Consider the following 20,193-nt stretch of genomic DNA (forward strand, 5'->3'; position numbering starts at 1 on the left):
TCGCCCGTCCGGGTCGAGCAGCCCCCTTGCCCTGCTCCCCGCGCCCCCCTAGCGTGGTTTTGTGCCGCAAATAAACAAATCCCGAACGCGCAAGGTCGTGCCGGGCAGCGACAACACCGACCTCACCCGGCTCCGCTTCGCCCTCACCGTCTTCTTCGCCCTCGACGGCTTCGTCTTCGCCGGCTGGGTCGTGCGCATCCCCGCGATCAAGGAGCAGACCGGCGCCTCCGCCAGCGCCCTCGGACTCGCCCTGCTCGGTGTGTCCGCAGGCGCCGTGATCACGATGATGCTCACCGGACGCCTGTGCCGCCGCTACGGAAGCCACGCCGTCACCGTGGTCTGCGGCATCCTGCTGTCCCTGAGCGTCGCCCTGCCGCCGCTGACCCATTCGGCCCTCGCGCTCGGCGCCGTGCTCCTCGTCTTCGGCGCCGCCTACGGCGGGATCAACGTCGCCTTCAACAGCGCGGCCGTCGACCTCGTCGCCGCCCTGCGCCGACCGGTCATGCCGAGCTTCCACGCCGCTTTCAGCCTGGGCGGCATGCTCGGCGCCGGGCTCGGCGGGCTGGTCGCCGGGCACCTCTCCCCCACCCGGCATCTCCTCGGCCTGGCCTTCATCGGGCTTGTCGTGACAGCCGTGACGGGACGCCTTCTGCTGCGCCGGCGGCCACCGAAGCCGCCCGAGCCCGCAGGCGACCCTGAACAGCATGGTCCGCGCCGCCTCGACGGCCGACGCCGCGGGCTCGTCGCCGTCTTCGGGCTCATCGCCCTGTGCACCGCATACGGCGAGGGGGCCATGGCCGACTGGGGCGCACTGCACCTCGAACAGGACCTGGGCGCCTCCGCGGGAGCCGCGGCGCTGGGATACTCCTGTTTCGCGCTCGCCATGACCGTCGGCCGGCTGACGGGGACGGCCCTGCTCGAACGTCTCGGCCGCACCCGCACCGTCATCGCGGGCGGCACCACCGCCGCGCTCGGCATGGTGGCCGGCTCCCTGGCACCCTCCCTGTGGGCCGCGCTGATCGGCTTCGCCGTCACGGGACTCGGTCTGGCGAACCTCTTCCCGGTCGCCGTCGAACGTGCCGGGATGCTCGCCGGCCCGAGCGGCGTCGCGACCGCCTCCACCCTCGGCTACGGCGGCATGCTCCTCGGCCCGCCCGCGATCGGTTTCATGGCCGACTGGTTCTCCCTGCCCACCGCCCTCACCAGCGTCGCGCTGCTGGCAGCGGTCGCCGCGCTCATCGGGCTGGTACTGCGTTCTCCCGGGGGACGGCCCCCGGACCCCGGCAGAAAAGCAAGCCGGCCGGCGTCACCGGCGCGGACATCGCGCGGCAAACCTGAGTAACACGTCGTGCCGCACCGAAGGTCTCGGCCTCCGGTACTCGCCGCACCCCTCAGCTCACGGTGGAGGCCCGCTCCAGAGCAGATCGCGGGTCACACGGTCCAGGGACGACATGCCGGTCAGGCGCATCGCCTCGGCCAGTTCGCCGGTGAGCTCGCCGAGCAACCGGGCGACTCCGGCGTCCCCACCGACCGTCAGCGCCCACAGCACCGGCCGTCCGACGAACACCGCACGGGCGCCGAGCGCGAGCGCGGCCAGGATGTGCGTGCCCCGGCGCAGCCCGCCGTCGACGTAGACCTCCGTACCGGTGCCGGCCACCGCATCGGCGACTTCGGGGAGTGCCCAGGCGGTGGGCACCAGCCCGTCCAACTGCCGTCCGCCATGGTTGGAGACCAGCAGCCCGGAGGCGCCGGCTGCCACGAACTCTCGCGCGTCGTCGCCACGTAGCACGCCTTTGACCACGACCGGGAGTCCCGTCTGCTGGCGCAGCCGGCCGATCACGTCCGGAGTGAGGTCGGGCGCGTGCTCGGCAGCCTCCCGGGTGGGGATGCCGGTGATGTTGCCGTACAGGTCCTCCGGTCCGACGAAGTCCGCCACATGGGCTCCGGGCCTGTCGTGCGAGCCGATGACCGGGGTGTCGGCCGTGAGCACGACCGCCCGGGCGCCGGCGGCCTTCGCCCGTTCCAGCACCTCCACGGTCAACGACCGGTCCCGCGCCACGTAGACCTGCACCCACCACGGCGCCTCGCTCGCCGGCAGCGCGGAGAAGGGGATCGCCGTGTTGGAGGTGACCGCCAGCAGCGATCCTGCACGGGCGACACCGCGCGCGGTGGCCGCCTCCCCCTCCGGGTGGGCGCGGCGCTGCAAGGTGCTCGGCGCGACGAGGACAGGGGTGCCGACCGGTGTGCCCAGCACGGTCGTCGAGGTGTCGCAGACGGAGACGTCGCGCAGCACATGGGGCCGCAGTCGCAGCCGGTCCCAGCTGGTGGCCGCCTCGGCGGCGCTGATGCCCTGGCCGGCACCTCGGCGGAAATAGCCGTAGATCTCGGGCGGCAGAGCGCGGGCGGCCTGTTCCTCCAGGCCGTCCGTCCAACGACCGATCTCCGTCACCGCCGACCCCCGGTCGAATCGTGGCCCAAGGAGGGCGCAGTTGGCGCCCACCTTAAGCAGTCACCCGATGGGCCGGTCGGCCGGGTGCCTTCCCGGGGTACCAGGAAAGCGACAAAGCAACGCACCAGGAAACGCAAGCAAGCCCTTGGGGAAGGGGAGAGTCCCATGCGACAGCGCCTGCCGGCATCGTGGGGCCGCCGGACCGCACCTCCGGTCGCGTTCGCGTCGGCCGCCGCCGTCCTTCTCGCCGCATGCAGCTCGGGCGGCGATGCGGACGGCGGGGACAAGGGGGGACCGCCCGCGATAGTCGTGCAGCCCGACGCCGGCAGTGCGAAGGTGCCGGTCGGGCGGAAGGTGACGGTGCACGCACGGGGCGGATCCCTGATCTCCGTCCAGGTGGGCTCCCCGGGCCCGGGCCGGATCTCCGGCACCTGGTCCGAGGACAGGACCGTGTGGACCTCGACCACGCCGCTCGCCCCGGGCGCCACCTACACGGTGACGGCGCACGGCAGGACGGACGGCGGGTCGGCTCTCGACAAGACCGCCTCCTTCACCACCGAGACGCCGAAGAACGCCTTCGTCGGCGAGTACCACCCCGACGGAGGTATGACGGTCGGTATCGCCATGCCGGTCTCGATCACCTTCAACAAGCCGATCCGCGACAAGGCGGCGGTCGAGCGGAAGCTCCATGTCACCGCCTCCCCCGCGGTCCAGGGCGCCTGGAGCTGGATGAAGGACCGCGACGGCAAGGACCGTGTCGACTACCGCCCGGTGAACTACTGGCAGCCGGGCACCCGTGTCACCCTGCGCATGGACCTGGCAGGCGTGAACGCGGGCAACGGGCTCTACGGCACCCAGCAACGCGTCGTGGACTTCCGCATCGGGGACGCGGTGACGAGCACGGTGAACGTCATGACGAAAACGATGACGGTGCGCAAGAACGGGAGGATGCTGCGCACCCTGAAGGTCTCCAGCGGCAAGAAGGGCTACGAGACCTGGAACGGCACCATGGTCGTCCTGGGCAAGGTGCCGACCATCCGCATGGACTCCTCGACGGTGCGGATCTTCGGCCCCGAGGCGTACGACCTGGGCGCGGTCAAGTGGGACGTCCAGCTCACCCCGTCCGGCACCTATGTGCACGCGGCGCCCTGGAACGAGGGCAAGTTCGGCGTGGTCAACGGCAGCCACGGCTGCATCGGCATGAGCACCGGCGACGCACAGTGGTTCTACGCCCGGGTCCACCTCGGCGACCCGGTCACGGTCGTCCACTCCGTCGAAACCGTCGCGGCCAACAACGGCTACGGCGACTGGAACGTCCCCTGGGCCACCTGGAAGAAGGGCAGCGCCCTCAACTAGCGCCCTGCCGTGAAAATCGGCGGCGGCCTGCTGCTGCCGGCCGGATTCCGCGGGATGCTGTCTTCGGTACGTAGGGGTCGGGAGGTACTGGGATGCGGTGGTGGTCCGGGGCATGGATGATCGCCGGGATCGCCGGGATCGTCGTACTGGCGGCGTGCGGCACGTCGGCGGGCGGCGGATCCACGGGACCGGCGTCGGCCTCCCGCAGCAGCTCGGCACGGCCGTCCTCCACGGCACCCACAGCCGCCCCCGCGTCCCCTTCCGGGCCGGGTCCGAGCAAGTCGGCGACGCCGCCCTCGACTCCGGCGGGCCACTGCGCCGCCGGGCACACGGAGATCAGCGTCTCCCCCGGTGACGCGGTCGAGCAGCGGCTGTGCGTGCGGCCGGGGACCGTGGTGTCCCTTGTGCTGCGGCCCCGGACGGACGACAAGCGGTGGAGCGCCGTGAACACCTCCGCACCGGCCCTCGTGCCGGCTTCCGGATGGCGGCTCGACGCGGACGGAACGGCCCACGCCGTACTGCGGTGCGCCGGCACCCGCGGCGGCGCGGCCGTGGTCACCGCGCTGGCGAAGGCGCCGGACGTGGCGGGCGCCGCACGCGCCGCCTTCACCCTGCGCATCAGCGTGGTGCCGTATACGACGCAGGGATGAGTCCTCAGCGACAACTCCTGCGGAAGAGCGTCCAAACACTCGACAGGCCCGGGGTAACCGGCGGTAACTTCTGTCAGGCTCACGCCGAAACCGCTTTCCCTCCACAGGAGACACACCCCATGCGCAGACTCCTCGCCTGCCTGGCGGCGGCCACCGCCGTCCTCGGTGGGCTCACCGCCGCCGCGCCCTCCGCGGCGGCGGCCGACTCGGGCAGCTTCAGCGTCCTCAGCTACAACGTGGCCGGCCTGCCCGCGGCCGTCAACAGCGCGCCGACGCCCCGCGAGTCCAGCACCACCGCGATCGGCCAGCGGATCGCGCCGTACGACATCGTCCACGTCGAGGAGGACTTCAACTACCACTCCTACCTCTACGCCGCCGACACCGCGCACGCCTACCGCACCCCCACCAGCGGCGGCGCGGGCATCGGCAGCGGGCTCAACACCCTGTCGAAAATCCCCTACGACACGGACGACTTCGAGCGCGTCCACTGGAACTCCTGCCAGGTCGACTCCGGTGACTGCCTGACCCCCAAGGGCTTCACCTTCATGCGCGAGCGCCTCGCCGAGGGCGTCTACGTCGACTTCTACAACCTGCACACCAACGCCGGCACCAACGACGGCGACGAGGCCTCCCGCGCCGACAACCTCAACCAGCTCACCGCCTTCATCAACACGCACTCCGCGGGCAACGCCGTCGTCGTCATGGGTGACACGAACACCCGCTACACCCGCTCGGCCGACACCATCGCCGAGTTCGCGGCGGCCAACGGCCTCACCGACGCCTGGGTGCAGCTGATACGGGGCGGCACCCCGCCCGCCAAGGGCAGCGACGCCCTGGTCTGCGACCAGTCCGGGGCGACCGTGCCCAACACCTGCGAGGTCGTCGACAAGGTCCTCTACCGCAGCAGCAGGCTGGTCTCGCTCAACGCGACGTCGTACAACAACGAGCACGCCAAGTTCCTCACGGACGCCGGGCTGATGCTCTCCGACCACGACCCGGTCACCGTCGGCTTCAACTGGTCGCGCACCTCGTCCTACCAGTTCAGCGAGCAGTTCGGCGGCCCGCACGGCGACTACTACAACGACATCGACAGCGTGCCCGCCGGCGCCCGTGCCACCACCATCGCGCTGCGCTCCGGCTCCCGTGTCGACCAGCTGAGCCTCACCCTCACGAACGGCACCACGCTCACCCACGGCGGGACGGGCGGCACCGCGTCCTCCCTCACCCTCGGCAGCGGCGAGTACGTCACCACCGCCTACCTCTGCCAGGGCGCCAAGGACGACCACACGCGGATCTTCTACGCCAAGTTCACGACCAACCTGGGCCGAACCCTCGCCGGCGGCACCACGACCTCCGACTGCGTGACCCGCACCGCCCCCTCGGGCTGGCAGATCGCGGGCTTCCACGGACGCACGGGCGACGAGGTCGACAAGGTCGGCTTCATCTACACCCAGCGGTAAGGCAGTTGACGGCCACTCAGGGGCGGCTGCGCGCCGGCCGCCCCTGAGCGGGGGCGTCGGGTCGGCCTCGACTCCGGTTCATGCCTGCTCGGTGGGGCGTACGCGGAGCCCGGCTACGGCGACGTGGCGGGGGGTGACGATGCAGCCGACGGTGTCGGCGATGTCCTGGCACACTCGCCCCATGGAGACAGCCGAGTTCGTGGAGATCCTGGACCGGGAGGGCCGGTTGCTGGCCGCGGCCGCCGAGGAGGCCGGGACCGACGCCAAGGTGCCGACCTGCCCGGACTGGCAGGTGAGGGACCTGCTGCGGCACACGGGGATGGTGCACCGGTGGGCGGCCGCCTTCGTCGCCGAGGGGCACTCCTCCTACCACCCCGACGGCGGGCTGCCCGACCTCGACGGCGACGAGCTTCTGGCCTGGTTCCGCGAGGGACACCGGTATCTCGTCGACACCCTCGCCTCGGCCGCGCCCGACGTGCAGTGCTGGCACTTCCTGCCCGCGCCGTCACCGCTCGCGTTCTGGGCGCGCCGGCAGGCGCACGAGACCACGGTGCACCGGGTCGACGCGGAGTCGGCGAGGGGCGGAGGACCGAGCACGATCGACCCCGGCTTCGCGGTGGACGGCATCGACGAGCTGTTGCGCGGATTCCACGCGCGTCCCAAGAGCAAGGTCCGCAGCGAGGAGCCCCGGGTGCTGCGGGTACGGGCGACGGACACGGGCGACGCGGTGTGGACCGTACGGCTGTCTCAGGAGCCGCCGGTGGCCGTGCGGGAGTCGGCAGGAGATGCGGACTGCGAAGTGGCCGGGCCTGCCGCACAGTTGTACCTGGCGCTGTGGAACCGGCTGCCGTTCCCGGCCGTGACCGGGGACACCGCGGTCGCCGCACTGTGGAGCGAGAGGTCGGCCGTCACCTGGAGCTGACGTCGCCCGCCAGCATCCGCGTCAGCACCGCACGCTGCACCGGCAGCACCTCGCCGTGCAGCGTGCGCCCCTTCGCGGTGAGGGCGACGCGGACACCCCGCCTGTCCTCCGGGCACATGGCGCGCTCGACGAGGCCGTCCTTCTCCAGCCGGGCGATCAGCCGTGACAGCGCGCTCTGACTGAGATGGACCCGCTCGGAGATCTCCTGCACACGGTAGTTGCACGAGTCGCCGGACAGTACGTCCAGCACCTCGAAGTCGCTGGCGCACAGACCGTGTTGATGCAGTGCGCGGTCCAGTTCGCACTGGGTGCGCGCATGCAGCGCCAGGATGTCCCGCCACTGGTCCACGAGCGCCTGCTCGGCCTTCTTCGCCGCCATGGGCGCACCGTAGCAGAGAAACGAATTTGTTGCATCAGAATTAAATGCATTTGCATTCGATGCATGCGCATGTAGTGTCTGTGTTCATGACCTCTCCGCTCTCCACCCCTGCGGCCCCGTCCTCGGCGGCTCGCTGGACTCCCCGGCTGTGGGGCACCCTGCTGGTGCTCTGCGCCGCGATGTTCCTGGACGCGCTCGACGTGTCGATGGTCGGTGTCGCGCTGCCGTCCATCGGCTCCGACCTCGATCTGTCCACCTCGGCGCTGCAATGGATCGTCAGCGGCTACATCCTGGGCTACGGCGGTCTGCTGCTGCTCGGCGGACGCACCGCCGACCTGCTGGGCAGGCGCCAGGTCTTCCTGATCGCCCTGGGCGTGTTCGCGCTCGCCTCCCTGCTCGGCGGGCTCGTCGACTCGGGTCCACTGCTGATCGCCAGCCGCTTCGTCAAGGGCCTGAGCGCGGCCTTCACCGCGCCTGCCGGCCTGTCCATCATCACCACGACCTTCGCCGAGGGCCCGCTGCGCAACCGGGCCCTGTCCATCTACACCACCTGCGCGGCCACCGGGTTCTCGATGGGTCTGGTGCTCTCCGGTCTGCTCACCGAGGCCAGCTGGCGCCTGACCATGCTGCTGCCCGCGCCCATCGCCCTGATCGCCCTGGTGGCGGGCCTGAAGCTGCTGCCGCGCAGCGAACGCGAGAAGGACCACAACGGCTACGACATCCCCGGCGCCGTCATCGGCACCGCGTCGATGCTGCTGCTCGTCTTCACCGTCGTACAGGCACCGCAGGCCGGCTGGGCCTCGGCGCGCACGCTGCTGTCATTCCTGGCGGTCGCCGCACTGCTGACCGTGTTCGTGCTCGTCGAGCGGCGCTCGGCCGGTCCGCTGATCCGGCTCGGCGTGCTGCGCTCCGGCAGCCAGATCCGCGCCCAGCTCGGCGCGATGGCCTTCTTCGGGTCCTACGTCGGCTTCCAGTTCCTGGTCACGCTGTACATGCAGTCGCTGCTCGGCTGGTCGGCGCTGCACACGGCGCTCGCCTTCCTGCCGGCCGGCGCGCTGGTGGCGGTGTCCTCGACGAAGGTCGGCTCGATCGTCGACCGGTTCGGCACCCAGCGGCTGATCGCGGCGGGCTTCGCACTGATGGTCGTCGGGTACGCGCTGTTCCTGCGCGTGAACCTCGACCCGGTGTACGCCGCCGTCATCCTGCCGTCGATGCTGCTGATCGGCGCGGCCTGCGCGCTGGTGTTCCCCTCGCTCAACATCCAGGCCACCAACGGCGTCGAGGACCACGAGCAGGGCATGGTCTCCGGGCTGCTGAACACCTCGGTGCAGGTGGGCGGTGCGATCTTCCTGGCCGTCGTGACCGCGGTGGTGACCGCGGGGGCCCCCGAACACGCCACCCCGCAGGCCGTGCTGGACAGCTACCGGCCCGGGCTGGTGGTGGTGACGGGCATCGCCGTCGCCGGCCTGCTGATCACCCTCACGGGCCTGCGGACGCGCCGTACCCAGCAGTCCGTCGTGGTCGCCAAGTCCACATCCCTGGAGGCGGAGCGCGTACCCGTACGCGACTAGGGGGACGCCTCCCCATGTGCGCCCGGCGGGGCCCGCTTGTCCCGCCGGGCGCACCGCTGTGAGACTGGGTGCATGGACGGATACGGGGGACGGCGCCACAAGGCCGAGCAGGACGCGATGATCGTCGAGATCGGCTACGCGCTGGTCAGTGCGGTGTTCGTGGCAGGAGTGGTCTTCGGGGCCGTCGCCGGACCGGCGTTGCTCTTCGACCTGCCGGACCTGCTGTCCAGGCTGCTACTGCTGGTCGGGGTGACGCTCGCACCCATCGTGTTCGTGGTCCGGGTCGTGAGCGTGATGGTGCGCTTCCGGCGGGGCGCTCAGCCCAGCCAGCCCGGCCGCACCAGCCCCGACTCGTAGGCCAGGACGACCAGTTGGGCCCGGTCCCGGGCGCCCAGCTTGACCATGGTGCGGCTGACGTGGGTCTTCGCGGTGAGGGGGCTGACGACCAGACGGCGGGCGATCTCCTCGTTGGACAGGCCGATGCCGACCAGGGCCATCACCTCCCGTTCCCGCTCGGTGAGTTCGGCGAGGGTGCCGGCCGCCGCGGGTTCCTTGGAGCGGGCCGCGAACTCGGCGATCAGCCGGCGGGTCACACCGGGCGAGAGCAGTGCGTCGCCCTCGACCACCGCCCTTACGGCACGCAGGAGTTCCTCCGGTTCGGTGTCCTTGACCAGGAAGCCGGAGGCGCCGGAGCGGATCGCCTCGAAGACGTACTCGTCGAGCTCGAAGGTGGTCAGCATGACCACCTTGACGCCCTGCAGGGCCTCCTCGTCGGTGATCCGGCGGGTCGCCGCCAGACCGTCCAGCAGCGGCATGCGGATGTCCATCAGGACGACGTCCGGGCGCAGTTCGCGCACCTTGCGCAGCGCCTCCTCGCCGTCGGCGGCCTCCCCGGCCACCTCGATGTCCGGCTGCGCGTCGAGCAGCGCCTTGAAGCCGGCCCGCACCAGCGCCTGGTCGTCGGCGAGCAGTACGCGGATCACCGGTCGTCCTCCTCCTTCGACTTCGCCTTGGCCTTGACCTTGAGCGGCAGTACGGCGAGCACCCGGAAGCCGCCGTCCGGGCGCGGGCCCGCCTCGATCGTGCCACCCAGCGCCGCGGCACGCTCCCGCATTCCGGCCAGACCGTTGCCGCTGCCGCCCGCGTCGGCGCCGGTCGCGGGCCCGTCGTCGTCGATGCGCAGCCGTAGCGTCCGCTCGTCGTGGTCGACGTGCACGCGCGCATGGCGTGAACCCGAGTGCCGTACGACGTTGGTGAGGGCCTCCTGGACGATGCGGAAGGCGGCGAGGTCGGCGCCGGGCGGGAGGAGGGGAGGCTCGCCTTCGACGTCGACCGTGAGGCCTGCGCTCGCCGCCTGTTCCACCAGCTCGGGCAGCCGGTCGAGGCCGGGTGCCGGAGCGCGCGGGGCGTCTCCCGGTGTGCGGAGCGTGTCGAGGACCTGGCGGACCTCGCCCAGCGCCTCCTTGCTGGCGGCCTTGATGGTGGTGAGCGCGCTGCGCGCCTGTTCGGGATCGGTGTCGAGGAGGGCGAGCCCGACGCCCGCCTGGACGTTGATCACCGAGATGCTGTGGGCGAGGACGTCGTGCAGCTCCCGGGCGATCCGCAGCCGCTCCTCGTCCGCCCGCCGACGCGCCGCCTGCGCCCGCTCGGCCCGCTCTCTGGCCCACTGCTCGCGCCGGATCCGGGCCAGTTCCGCCACCGCCACGATCGCCGCCACCCACGCGGCGATCACGCCCTCCTGCGCCCAGGGGGCCGCCGAGTCGTGCGACGGCGGCAGCCAGCGGTAGAGCCAGTGGGCCACCAGCATGTGCCCGCCCCACAGCATCGCCACCGCACCCCAGGCGGCCCGTCGATGCCCCGAGACGATCGCGCTGAAGCAGGCCACCACCACGGTGAAGAAGACCGGCCCGTACGCGTACCCGGCCCCGAGGTAAACCATCGCGGCGGCCGCCGTGCCGTACACCACGAGCACCGGATGGCGCCGACGCCACAGCAGCAGTCCCGAGCCCACCAGCAGCAGCACGCTCGCGAAGACGTCGAGGGCGGCCCGCTTGCCCTCCTGCTGATGCGCCGCGTAGTGGGAGCCGACGAGCACGAAGGCGGTGAGGAGCACGGTGGACAGCCACGGCCAGCGGGCCTGGTGGTGCTCCTCGCCCCAGCGGTTCAGCCACGGCGGCCCGTGCCGCCACCACTGGGGCGGCCCGCCGCCGTGCCCACGCTGCTCGTCCATGACGGCCACGCTAGACGTGACCGGGTGCGCGGGGCGTCCGCCGGGCGTGGTGATCAGCGGTACTCCCCGGGAAGTACGACCCCCCGCCTGCGCTCACCTCAGCCCGACACCGAGGGCGAGCTGCCCCGCGGCATGCCGGAAGAACGCCGCCCGTTCCTCCACGACCCGGTGGAACTGACCGAACAGCTCGAACCCGATCAGCCCGAAGAGCTGGGCCCAGGCAGCTACGAGGGCCGGGGCGACGGCGGGCGGCAGGTCGGAGGCGAAGTCGGCTGCCATGCGTTCGGCCTCGGGCAGCAGTTCGGCGGGGAGGGCGGGCAGGTCCAGGCCGGGGCCCAGCCGGGCGTCGCGGACGATGCCGATCAGGACGAGACCGACGCGGGCGGCGGGTGGGACGGTGGTCTCGGGGGCCGTGTAGCCGGGGACCGGCGAACCGTAGACCAGCGCGTACTCGTGCGGGTGCGCGAGGGCCCACTCGCGCACCGCCTCGCACACGGTGGTCCAGCGCTGCACGGGTCCGGCGTCGGCCGCGGCGGTGTCCGCCGCCTCCGCCGCCTCGCCCACGGAGTCGTACGCGTCGATGATGAGGGCGGTCAGCAGGTCGTCGCGGCTCGGGAAGTAGCGGTAGAGCGCGGAGGACGCCATGCCGAGCTCGCGTGCCACCGCGCGCAGCGAGAGCCTGGCGGCACCCTCGGCCGCGAGCTGTCTGCGCGCCTCCTCCTTGATGGCTGCGGTGACCTCGATCCTGGCCCGGGCGCGGGCGCCGTGTGTGGTGCTCATGGGGAGCAGTCTCCCATGAAACGAGAGCAGTGCACACAATCGAGAGCGGTGAACAAAAAAGAGAGCACCGCTCTTGCTTTTGATCGCCGATCCGGTGCAGACTGTTCATCAAGCGAGAGCAGCGCTCACAAAAGTGAGCGGCGATCTCTCAGGCACCGATGGGGGTCCACATGTCCACGCACGTCAAGAAGCCCGGCTGGTTCACCGTCAACGTCTTCAACCGCGCCGTGGCGTGGATGACCCGCCGCGGCATCAGCGTCTGGGGCTCACGAGTACTGGCGGTCCGCGGGCGCAAGAGCGGCGAGTGGCGCACCACCCCCGTGAACCTGCTGACGGTGGACGGGCAGCAGTATCTGCTCGCCCCCCGCGGCCACGTCCAGTGGACGCACAACATGCGGGCGGCCGGCGGTGGCGAGCTGCGTCTCGGCAAGAACGTGGACGTGTTCACCGCGACCGAGGTCGCCGACGACGACAAGGTCCCGCTGCTGCGCGCCTACCTCAAGCGATGGAAGGCCGAGGTCGGGGTCTTCTTCAACGGGGTCGGACCCGACTCCCCCGACGCCGAGCTGCGCCGTATCGCCCCGGACCACCCGGTCTTCCTGATCACGGTCAGGAGCTGACCTCGCCGCCGGCCACCGGGCGACGGTCGAGCGCGGTCAGCGCGCGCTGGGCCATCGGGTGGGTGCGCACGATCTCGGCGAGGGACGTCGAGCCGCGCGTGATGTCCCGGAACGCGTTCCACGCTGGCCTGAACCCGGTCAGCGCCGCGTGGAACAGGCCCGGCCTGCGCTCGAACGCCGTCATCAGACGCTTGCCGACACTCATCTCGACGCCGAGTCCCGCCTTGATCGCGAACGCGTAGTTCAGGGCCTGGCGCCGGGTGTCCACCGCGTCGTGCGCCTCGGCGATCCGCACCGCCCACTCCCCCGCCAGCCGCCCCGAGCGCAGCGCGAACGAGATGCCCTCGCGGGTCCACGGCTCCAGCAGCCCCGCCGCGTCCCCGCACACCAGCACCCTCCCGCGGGACAGCGGCGAGTCGTCGGCCCGGCACCGGGTCAGGTGGCCCGAGGAGATGCTCGGCTCGAACCCGGCGAGACCGAGCCGTCCGACGAACTCCTCCAAGTACCGCTTGGTGGCCGCTCCTTCACCGCGCGCCGAGATCACCCCGACGGTCAGCGTGTCTCCCTTGGGGAACACCCATCCGTAACTGCCGGGCATCGGGCCCCAGTCGATGAGCACCCGCCCCTTCCAGTCCTCCGCGACGGTCTCAGGCACCGGGATCTCCGCCTCCAGACCGAGATCCACCTGGTCCAGCTTCACCCCGACGTGCGCCCCTATGCGGCTGGCGCTGCCGTCCGCACCCACCACGGCCCGCGCGAACAGCGTCTCGCCGCCCTGCAGGAACACCGCGACCGTACGCCGGTCCGGCACCGCGGAGCCGTGCTGCTCCACACGCTGCACGGTGGCGCCGGTGCGCAGCTCGGCGCCCGCCTTCTGCGCGTGCTCGACGAGCTGCTGGTCGAACTCGGGCCGGTTGATCAGCCCGAACAGCATCTGCTTGGAGCGCCGGGTGCGGCTGAAGCGCCCGTTGCTCGAGAACGTCACCGCGTGCACCCGGTCCCGGAAGGGCAGCTCGAAGCCGGGCGGCAGAGCGTCGCGCGAGGGGCCGATGATCCCGCCGCCGCACGTCTTGTAGCGGGGCAGCTCCGCCTTCTCCAGCAGCAGGACGCTGCGCCCCGCGACCGCCGCCGCATAGGCGGCCGAGGCCCCCGCGGGTCCCGCGCCCACCACGACGACGTCCCACACCCGCCGCACGTCGTCCGCCGAAGAGTTCTCGCTGCTCACGATGGTCTACTGCTCCCGATCAAGCCGCTGCCGCACCTGTCCCCCGCATCCTACGGCGGACATCACCGCAGGCCGCTGTGGGAGGATCCCGATATCCACACGTACAACGTCGCACCCACAAGGAGCGTGCCCATGTCGTCGAATCCGGTCGCCGAGACCGTCGCCTCGCTGATACCGAGGGCGCAGGCGGAGCTCGCCGAACTGGTGGCGTTCAAGTCGGTGGCGGACTTCGACCAGTTCCCCAGGAGCGAGAGCGAGGGCGCCGCGAACTGGATCGCCGACGCGCTGACCGCCGAGGGGTTCCAGGACGTCGCCCTCCTCGACACCCCCGACGGCACACAGTCCGTGTACGGCTACCTGCCCGGCCCCGAGGGCGCCAGGACCGTCCTGCTCTACGCCCACTACGACGTCCAGCCGCCGCTGGACGAGGCCGCCTGGACCACCCCGCCCTTCGAGCTGACCGAGCGCGACGGCCGCTGGTACGGGCGCGGCGCCGCCGACTGCAAGGGCGGCGTGATCATGCACCTGCTCGCGCTGCGCGCCCTGAAGGCCAACGGCGGCGTGCCCGTGCACATCAAGGTCATCGCCGAGGGCTCGGAGGAGATGGGCACGGGCGGTCTGGAGCGGTACGCCGAGGCCCACCCCGACCTGCTGGCCGCCGACACCATCGTCATCGGCGACGCGGGCAACTTCCGGGTGGGCCTGCCGACGGTCACCTCCACGCTGCGCGGCATGACCCTGGTCCGCATCCAGATCGACACCCTCCGCGGCAACCTCCACTCCGGCCAGTTCGGCGGCGCCGCCCCCGACGCCCTGGCCGCGCTGATCCGCGTACTGGACTCGCTGCGCGCGGAGGACGGTTCGACCACCATCGACGGGCTCACCCCCGAAACCCGCTGGGAGGGCCTGCAGTACGACGAGGAGCAGTTCCGCCAGGACGCCAAGGTGCTGGACGGCGTGCAGCTGATCGGCTCCGGCTCGGTCGCCGACCGCATCTGGGCGCGCCCGGCGGTCACGGTCCTCGGCATCGACTGCCCGCCCGTCGTCGGCGCCACCCCGTCGGTGCAGGCGGGCGCCCGGGCCCTGGTCAGCCTGCGGGTGCCGCCGGGCGTCGACGCGGCCGAGGCCACCAAGCTGCTGCAGGCCCACCTGGAGGCGCACACCCCGTGGGGCGCCCGGGTGCGCACCGAACAGGTCGGCCAGGGCCAGCCGTTCAGCGCCGACACCACCAGCCCGGCGTACACGGCGATGGCCGAGGCGATGGCGGTCGCCTACCCCGGCCAGGAGATGCAGTACGCCGGCCAGGGCGGCTCGATCCCGCTGTGCAACACCCTCGCCGCCCTCTACCCGCAGGCGGAGATCCTCCTGATCGGCCTGAGCGAGCCGGAGGCCCAGATCCACGCGGTGAACGAGAGCGTCTCGCCCGAGGAACTGGAACGGCTGTCGGTGGCGGAGGCCCTGTTCCTGCAGAACTACGCCGCGAACTGACGGCTCCGCAACGCGGGAAGGGCCCTCGCCCACGGGCGGGGGCCCTTCCCCTGTGCGTGTCCTCGCCCTGGCCGCCCGGTCGCACCCCCGAACTACCCCTCCGCGGCTGTGCCGGTGAGGGTGACGAGTGCTGCGGTGCCGCTCACCTTGAGGGTTTCGTCGGGAGCGTCGGTGATCAGGGCCGCGTCGAAGCGGTGGAGAACCGGGCCGGACGCCTCGAGAACCGCGGAGCCGTCCAGTACGACCGCGAGCAGCGTCGTCCCGGCGAGAGCGGGGAGCGCCACCCGGTCCCGTACGATCTCGACCTGCGCGGTGGCCCGTCCGCGCCGGACCATCACGTTGAAGTCGACGAGCGGACCGCCGAGCAGCCGGCAGTCGGTGGCGGCCTCCCCCGGGAAGGGGAAGGGGACGTACCGCTCGGCCACGGTGTGCGAGGTGCCGTCGAAGGTCAGCACCATGCCGGGGCCGTCGACCAGAGTGATGATCCGGTCGACACCTTCGAAGCGGGAGAACGGCCCCGGTTCGGCCACGTCGGCGAGACTCACCCGCCACACGAAGTCCGACATCCCTGCCCTGCTGGGAGAAGAGGCGATCTCGCGGGTCAGTCCGCCCCCGTTCTTCCACGGCACGGCCGGGCGCTCGTCCGCTCTGAGAACGCGCACCGTCATCTCGCACTCCTCCTCGTCCAGGAGCCGCGTGGGCGGCCGCGTCTGCACCGATCACCTGGCCCGGCACCAGGATAGGCAAGCCCTGGGAGGGGCCCCGACCCCGGTCGGGGCCCCATGTTCCGGGCGGCGCCAGTCGCCTACCGGGTCATTCGAGGTCTCGCGGCTTTGCCGCGCCGGCCTCGAGTTCGCGCTGCCTGGCGGCCAGTGCCCTCGCCAGCATCTTCGCCCGGTAGGGGTTCGCCGTGCTGAGGGCCTTCGCCACGTCCACGGCCTCGTCCAGCAGGGCCAGCCGTCGCTCGGGCAACTCCCGCACCAGGGGTGAGCCGCTCTCCTCCACCAGGACGTACACCAGCTTCGATCCGTACACCTCGGGCTCGACCTGCGTCAGCAGTCGGTAGATCCACAGTCCCTCGGCGCCCCGCACCACGCACCGGTTCGCACTGAGCAGCCGGACTTTTGCCAGCACAACCATGTCCCGGTCCATCGATCCCCTTCGTCCCGCCCCTCCCCGACCGGTGCGTGTCACACGGCGAGACAGCACGGCGAACGCGCCGGCAGCCGATGACGGCTGCCGGCACGTGGGCCGGAGAGTGGATGACGACGAGTCTGCGGGTGCGGCACCATCCGGCACAAGGTCGAACGGGCGTGCGCTACGTCCTACCGAAAGCGTCTTCGACCAGGCATGATGGACCTGACACTCGCTCAAGCCCCGTGCCCGGGCAGGCCGTCACGACCGGACACGCGAGGACGGCGCTTCACCGATCGGCAGACACGCAGCCGCCGTCACCCTGACCATGGAGTTCATGTCCTCCGCCGCGCGCCGCGCCGTCCACGCCGACCTCGCCACCACCCTCTCCCTTCTCAGCGACCACGAGCTGGCGGGCCTCCTGGCCTCGGGAACCCCAGCGGGCGTCGGCATCGGCGGGCGTTATCTGCTGGTCGAGGTGGACGGGAGGCGGGTCTTCGTGAAGCGGATGCCACTCACGGACGTCGAGTTGCTGCCCGAGAACGCTCGGTCCACGGCGAACCTGTTCGAGCTGCCGGCCTTCTGCCATTACGGCACCGGCCACAGCCCCGGCTTCGGCGCCTGGCGCGAGCTGGCCGTGCACACGATGACGACGAACTGGGTGCTCTCCGACCGCTTCACCGGCTTCCCTCTGATGCACCACTGGCGGGTGCTGCCGGATGCCGTCCAGCCGCTCCCTGATGAACTGGCCGATGTGGAAGGGACGGTGGCCTACTGCGGCGGCTCCCCACAGGTCCGTGAGCGCCTGGAAGCCCTGCGCGCTTCGTCCGCGAGCCTGACCCTGTTCCTGGAGTACTTCCCCCACACCCTCCACGACTGGCTCGACACACAGGTGCGCACCGCCGACTCGGACCGGATCTGCACCCAGGTGGACGAGTGGCTGGGCGCACTCACCGGCTTCCTGCGCGAAGGCCAACTACTGCACTGCGACGCCCACTTCCAGAATGTCCTCACCGATGGCGAGGAGTTCTTCCTGGCGGACTACGGGCTCGCGTTCAGTTCGCGGTTCCGGCTCTCCCGGCCGGAGCGCGTCTTCTTCGAGCGGCATCGCGACTACGACCTCGTCTACAGCCGCGCCCACCTGGTGAACTGGCTCGTCACCGCCCTGTACGGGTACGACAGGCAGGAGCGGGAGGCCTTCGTGCGCGCCTGCGCCGTCGGGGCGCACCCCGACGGCATCCCCGAGGCCGCCGCCGCGATCATCAAGCGCGACGCGACACTGACCGCCGTCCTCAACGGCTTCCTCGGCCGCCTGCGCACCGAGAGCAGGCAGACCCCCTACCCGTACGAGGAACTGCGGCTCGCCCACAACAGCTCCACGCTCTCCGCGTAGCGGCAGGCGACCGGGCAGTACGACCTCGAGGTGCTCGGCGTTGCGCGCGCCCGCCCCTCCTCCGGCCGACGGAGGCTCCGCGCCTTGTCGAAGCGGCCGAGCGGCCGCGAGAGAGCTGAGCTGCGCACTGGCGGTGGAACTCGTGCAGGTCAGCCGACCGGGACGCCCGCTTCCAGATACAGCGCCGCCCCGCGCTCGCGTGCCCGCAAGGCCCAGCGCAACCGCTCGTAGCGCACCGGCGGCAGCAGGTCCGCGGCCTCCTCCTCGGTGGCGAACCGCCAGTCGCGCAGCTCGGGGCCGGGCAGCAGGAGCCGTGCGGCCTCGGTGGAGTCGAGGCGGCCGCCGTCGAAGAGGAGGCGCAGTCCGCCGTAGCCGGGCGGTGCGGGGGCCTCCCAGTCGACGACCAGAAGGCGGGGGACCTCGTCGAGGTGGATGCCGGTCTCCTCGACGACCTCGCGCATGCCGGCCCGGGCAGGCGCCTCGCCGGGTTCGACGACACCGCCGGGGAACTCCCAGCCGGCCTTGTAGGTGGGGTCGACGAGAAGGACGCGGTCCTGCTCGTCGAAGAGGAGGACGCCGGCGGCGAGCGTCTCGGCGGTGGGCTCGGGCGTTTGCACTATGTCACATGCCACCACCTCCCCCGTGGTGACCGCCTCGGCGATACGGAGCGCACTCTCATACGGAGTGAGGGCCCCGGTGTCGACGGGATAGGCATCGGCGGTGAGCCAGGAGGCGAGGGCGGTCCGGTACGGCTCGATGTGGTCGTACGACCACTGCCGTACCCGCATCTCGCCGTCCGGCAGGTCGGGCGGCACCTCCCGGCCGGCTATTCGCTCCCGCAGGATCGTTTCCGCCGGGGCGAGGAGGACATGCCGGACGGAGATACGGCGTGCTGCGAGGCCGCCGAAGATCTCGTCGCGGTACTCCTGGCGCAGCAGGGTCATCGGAACGACCAGGGTTCCGCCGAGTTCGGCGAGCATTGCGGCCGCCGTGTCGATCACGAGACGTCGCCAGATCGGCAGGTCCTGGTAGTCGCCGACCTCGGCGAGGTGTTTGGGCGGCAGCAGGTGCGTGAGCGCTGCGCCGATCACCTCGGGGTCGAAGAGCGTGCTGTTCGGGATCAGCTCGATCAGTTCCCGTGCGGTGGTGGTCTTCCCCGCACCGAACGCGCCGTTGATCCAGACGACGGTCACAGGTCCCCCTCTTCCATTGGCCCCCTGAGGCTTGCCCGCTCCACCCTGCCACGGAAACCAGCCCCAGTTGAGGGGGCGCAAAAGGAGGGCGCCGGTGCCCCTGCTGCAGGGGCACCGGCGCCGCGGTCCGGCCTCGTCCGCCTCGGTGCTACTGGCCGAGGGCCTTGCCGGGGCCGGCGAGGCCCTCGTCCCCGGTCGTGTGGGTGACCGTGCCGACGGTGTCCTCGACGCCCAGGTCGCCGAGCGTCTGGTGATCACCGACCACCTGGTGGTCGGCGTGTTGCGAGGGGCTGATGGCCGCGACGACGAAACCGGTCGCGAGGGAGGCGATGGCGAGCATGCTGCGTTTCTTCATGCCCGGTTCAACTGTGAAACCGCCCGCGGGTCACGCCCTCGTCCGTCGCGCACCTGGCGCACCAGGTCGGCGGCGGCCTCGGGCCACCGGGCGTACTCGAAGGCGAACCCCGCTTCGAGCAGCCGGCCGGGGACGACCCGGCGGCTCTTCAGCAGGAGTTCGGTGTCCGAGCGCAGGGCGAAGGCACCGAGTTCCGCCATCCAGCGCGTGGCGGGAAGCCCGACCGGCATGCCCCAGGCGGTGCGCAGGGCCCGCATGAAGGCGCGGTGCGGCAGCGGCCCCGGAGCGGCGAGGTTCACCGGTCCGGCCAGGTCGTCCCGGTCGACGAGGAACTCCACCGCGCGGACGAAGTCGCGCTCGTGGATCCAGGACACGTACTGCGCGCCTCCCGCGACCGGGCCGCCGAGGCCGAGCCGCGCCAGCCGCAGCAGGACGTCGAAGACTCCTCCGCGGTCGGGGCTCATCACCATGGCGGAGCGCAGGGCGACCTTGCGGGTGCGGGGTGTGTCGGCGTCCTCCTGCGCCCGTTCCCAGTTCTTGGCGATCTCCACGCTGTAGGCCCAGTAGCCGGGGACGCCGGGCTCGCTGCCGCCGATCACGCCGGCCCTCTCGTCGTGGGGCGCGTCGAAGCGGTGGGCGTAGACCGTGGCCGTGCTCATCTGGAGCCAGACGCGGGGCGGCTGCGCGGCGGACGCGATCGCCTCGCCGACGACCCGGGCCGAGTTCACCCGGGAGTCCATCATGGCCTTCAGGTTGGCCGGGGTGTACCGGCAGCTGACGCTGCGCCCGGCCAGGTTGATCACGACGTCGCTGCCGGTGATCTCCTCGGCCCAGGGGCCCAGATGCTCGCCGTCCCAGCGGACCTCGCCCTCGCGCACCGGCCGCCGGGTGAGGATCACGACCTCGTGACCGGCGGCCGTCAGCGCCCGCCTCAGGATCGTGCCGACCTGCCCCGTCCCACCGGGAATGACGATCTTCATCAGGCTTC

The 20,193-nt window shown here is 71.6% G+C and carries 21 protein-coding genes; 10 read left to right on the plus strand and 11 right to left on the minus strand.

All coding sequences use genetic code 11. The features are described from left to right. Positions 1 to 97 precede the first annotated feature (97 nt). Positions 98 to 1,342 (plus strand): MFS transporter, encoded by a 1,245-nt coding sequence (locus tag ACFY1E_RS11010; RefSeq protein WP_389074896.1) that lies wholly within the window; start codon positions 98 to 100, stop codon positions 1,340 to 1,342. Between the two features lie 54 nt (positions 1,343 to 1,396). Here ACFY1E_RS11010 and ACFY1E_RS11015 read toward each other — a convergent pair whose 3' ends face one another. Next, positions 1,397 to 2,449 (minus strand): alpha-hydroxy acid oxidase, encoded by a 1,053-nt coding sequence (locus tag ACFY1E_RS11015; protein ID WP_389073966.1) that lies wholly within the window; start codon positions 2,447 to 2,449, stop codon positions 1,397 to 1,399. Positions 2,450 to 2,614: 165 nt separating this feature from the next. Here ACFY1E_RS11015 and ACFY1E_RS11020 point away from each other — a divergent pair, with 165 nt between their 5' ends. The 4 genes from ACFY1E_RS11020 to ACFY1E_RS11035 all read left to right on the plus strand — a co-directional run bounded on the left by ACFY1E_RS11020 (position 2,615) and on the right by ACFY1E_RS11035 (position 6,837). Beyond that, positions 2,615 to 3,805 carry an Ig-like domain-containing protein gene (locus tag ACFY1E_RS11020; RefSeq protein ID WP_389073969.1) on the plus strand — a complete coding sequence of 397 codons (1,191 nt, stop codon included), beginning with the start codon at positions 2,615 to 2,617 and terminating at the stop codon, positions 3,803 to 3,805. A gap of 92 nt (positions 3,806 to 3,897) precedes the next feature. Next, a complete protein-coding gene (locus ACFY1E_RS11025) occupies positions 3,898 to 4,455 on the plus strand; it encodes a hypothetical protein (protein ID WP_389073972.1) in 558 nt (185 codons plus the stop codon). 119 nt (positions 4,456 to 4,574) lie between these two features. Then, on the plus strand, positions 4,575 to 5,915 hold the full coding sequence (locus ACFY1E_RS11030; protein ID WP_389073974.1) for a jacalin-like lectin: 1,341 nt from the start codon (positions 4,575 to 4,577) through the stop codon (positions 5,913 to 5,915). A 181-nt stretch (positions 5,916 to 6,096) separates the two neighbouring features. Further along, entirely contained in the window at positions 6,097 to 6,837 is a 741-nt protein-coding gene (locus ACFY1E_RS11035) for a maleylpyruvate isomerase family mycothiol-dependent enzyme (RefSeq protein ID WP_389073977.1), read from the plus strand. Here the strand turns inward: ACFY1E_RS11035 and ACFY1E_RS11040 are convergent. Then, positions 6,824 to 7,216: a MarR family winged helix-turn-helix transcriptional regulator gene (locus ACFY1E_RS11040; RefSeq protein WP_389073979.1), complete on the minus strand. Its 393-nt coding sequence runs from the start codon at positions 7,214 to 7,216 to the stop codon at positions 6,824 to 6,826. The genes ACFY1E_RS11035 and ACFY1E_RS11040 overlap by 14 nt on opposite strands. 86 nt (positions 7,217 to 7,302) lie before the next feature. On the opposite strand from ACFY1E_RS11040, the gene ACFY1E_RS11045 reads away from it, so the two are divergent. Beyond that, positions 7,303 to 8,787, plus strand: coding sequence for an MFS transporter (locus ACFY1E_RS11045; RefSeq protein ID WP_389073981.1), 1,485 nt, complete (start codon positions 7,303 to 7,305; stop codon positions 8,785 to 8,787). Between the two features lie 72 nt (positions 8,788 to 8,859). Next, entirely contained in the window at positions 8,860 to 9,144 is a 285-nt protein-coding gene (locus ACFY1E_RS11050) for a DUF6332 family protein (protein WP_389073983.1), read from the plus strand. Here the strand turns inward: ACFY1E_RS11050 and ACFY1E_RS11055 are convergent. The 3 genes from ACFY1E_RS11055 to ACFY1E_RS11065 all read right to left on the minus strand — a co-directional run bounded on the left by ACFY1E_RS11055 (position 9,105) and on the right by ACFY1E_RS11065 (position 11,797). Next, on the minus strand, positions 9,105 to 9,770 hold the full coding sequence (locus ACFY1E_RS11055) for a response regulator (protein WP_389073986.1): 666 nt from the start codon (positions 9,768 to 9,770) through the stop codon (positions 9,105 to 9,107). The genes ACFY1E_RS11050 and ACFY1E_RS11055 overlap by 40 nt on opposite strands. After that, a complete protein-coding gene (locus ACFY1E_RS11060; RefSeq protein ID WP_389073988.1) occupies positions 9,767 to 11,017 on the minus strand; it encodes a sensor histidine kinase in 1,251 nt (416 codons plus the stop codon). Before ACFY1E_RS11060 ends, ACFY1E_RS11055 begins: the two co-directional genes overlap by 4 nt. Before the next feature lie 93 nt (positions 11,018 to 11,110). After that, positions 11,111 to 11,797, minus strand: coding sequence for a TetR/AcrR family transcriptional regulator (locus ACFY1E_RS11065; protein ID WP_389073990.1), 687 nt, complete (start codon positions 11,795 to 11,797; stop codon positions 11,111 to 11,113). A 170-nt stretch (positions 11,798 to 11,967) separates the two neighbouring features. On the opposite strand from ACFY1E_RS11065, the gene ACFY1E_RS11070 reads away from it, so the two are divergent. After that, positions 11,968 to 12,417, plus strand: a complete 450-nt coding sequence (locus ACFY1E_RS11070; protein ID WP_389073992.1) for a nitroreductase family deazaflavin-dependent oxidoreductase — start codon at positions 11,968 to 11,970, stop codon at positions 12,415 to 12,417. On the opposite strand, the gene ACFY1E_RS11075 is transcribed toward ACFY1E_RS11070, so the two are convergent. Next, the gene (locus tag ACFY1E_RS11075; RefSeq protein ID WP_389073994.1) at positions 12,407 to 13,642 is read right to left on the minus strand and encodes a geranylgeranyl reductase family protein; all 1,236 of its coding nucleotides are present in this window, start codon (positions 13,640 to 13,642) and stop codon (positions 12,407 to 12,409) included. The genes ACFY1E_RS11070 and ACFY1E_RS11075 overlap by 11 nt on opposite strands. A gap of 132 nt (positions 13,643 to 13,774) precedes the next feature. Between ACFY1E_RS11075 and ACFY1E_RS11080 the strand changes: the two genes are divergently transcribed. Beyond that, positions 13,775 to 15,130: a dipeptidase gene (locus ACFY1E_RS11080; protein ID WP_389073997.1), complete on the plus strand. Its 1,356-nt coding sequence runs from the start codon at positions 13,775 to 13,777 to the stop codon at positions 15,128 to 15,130. Positions 15,131 to 15,222: 92 nt separating this feature from the next. On the opposite strand, the gene ACFY1E_RS11085 is transcribed toward ACFY1E_RS11080, so the two are convergent. Next, complete coding sequence (locus ACFY1E_RS11085) at positions 15,223 to 15,798, minus strand: HutD family protein (protein WP_389073999.1); 576 nt, start codon at positions 15,796 to 15,798, stop codon at positions 15,223 to 15,225. Between the two features lie 145 nt (positions 15,799 to 15,943). Then, on the minus strand, positions 15,944 to 16,270 hold the full coding sequence (locus tag ACFY1E_RS11090) for a hypothetical protein (protein ID WP_389074002.1): 327 nt from the start codon (positions 16,268 to 16,270) through the stop codon (positions 15,944 to 15,946). 331 nt (positions 16,271 to 16,601) lie between these two features. Between ACFY1E_RS11090 and ACFY1E_RS11095 the strand changes: the two genes are divergently transcribed. After that, positions 16,602 to 17,657, plus strand: coding sequence for a protein kinase family protein (locus ACFY1E_RS11095; RefSeq protein WP_389074004.1), 1,056 nt, complete (start codon positions 16,602 to 16,604; stop codon positions 17,655 to 17,657). Positions 17,658 to 17,806: 149 nt separating this feature from the next. Here ACFY1E_RS11095 and ACFY1E_RS11100 read toward each other — a convergent pair whose 3' ends face one another. From ACFY1E_RS11100 to ACFY1E_RS11110, 3 genes are all read right to left on the minus strand, one after another. Continuing rightward, positions 17,807 to 18,850, minus strand: coding sequence for an NUDIX domain-containing protein (locus ACFY1E_RS11100; protein WP_389074007.1), 1,044 nt, complete (start codon positions 18,848 to 18,850; stop codon positions 17,807 to 17,809). Positions 18,851 to 18,998: 148 nt separating this feature from the next. Next, complete coding sequence (locus ACFY1E_RS11105; protein WP_389074009.1) at positions 18,999 to 19,205, minus strand: hypothetical protein; 207 nt, start codon at positions 19,203 to 19,205, stop codon at positions 18,999 to 19,001. After that, positions 19,202 to 20,185 (minus strand): TIGR01777 family oxidoreductase, encoded by a 984-nt coding sequence (locus tag ACFY1E_RS11110; protein WP_389074012.1) that lies wholly within the window; start codon positions 20,183 to 20,185, stop codon positions 19,202 to 19,204. The genes ACFY1E_RS11105 and ACFY1E_RS11110 overlap by 4 nt, the downstream gene beginning before the upstream one ends. Between the last annotated feature and the right edge of the window lie 8 nt (positions 20,186 to 20,193).

Source organism: Streptomyces sp. NPDC001604 (assembly GCF_042893475.1).
In the GTDB taxonomy this organism is placed as follows: domain Bacteria; phylum Actinomycetota; class Actinomycetes; order Streptomycetales; family Streptomycetaceae; genus Streptomyces.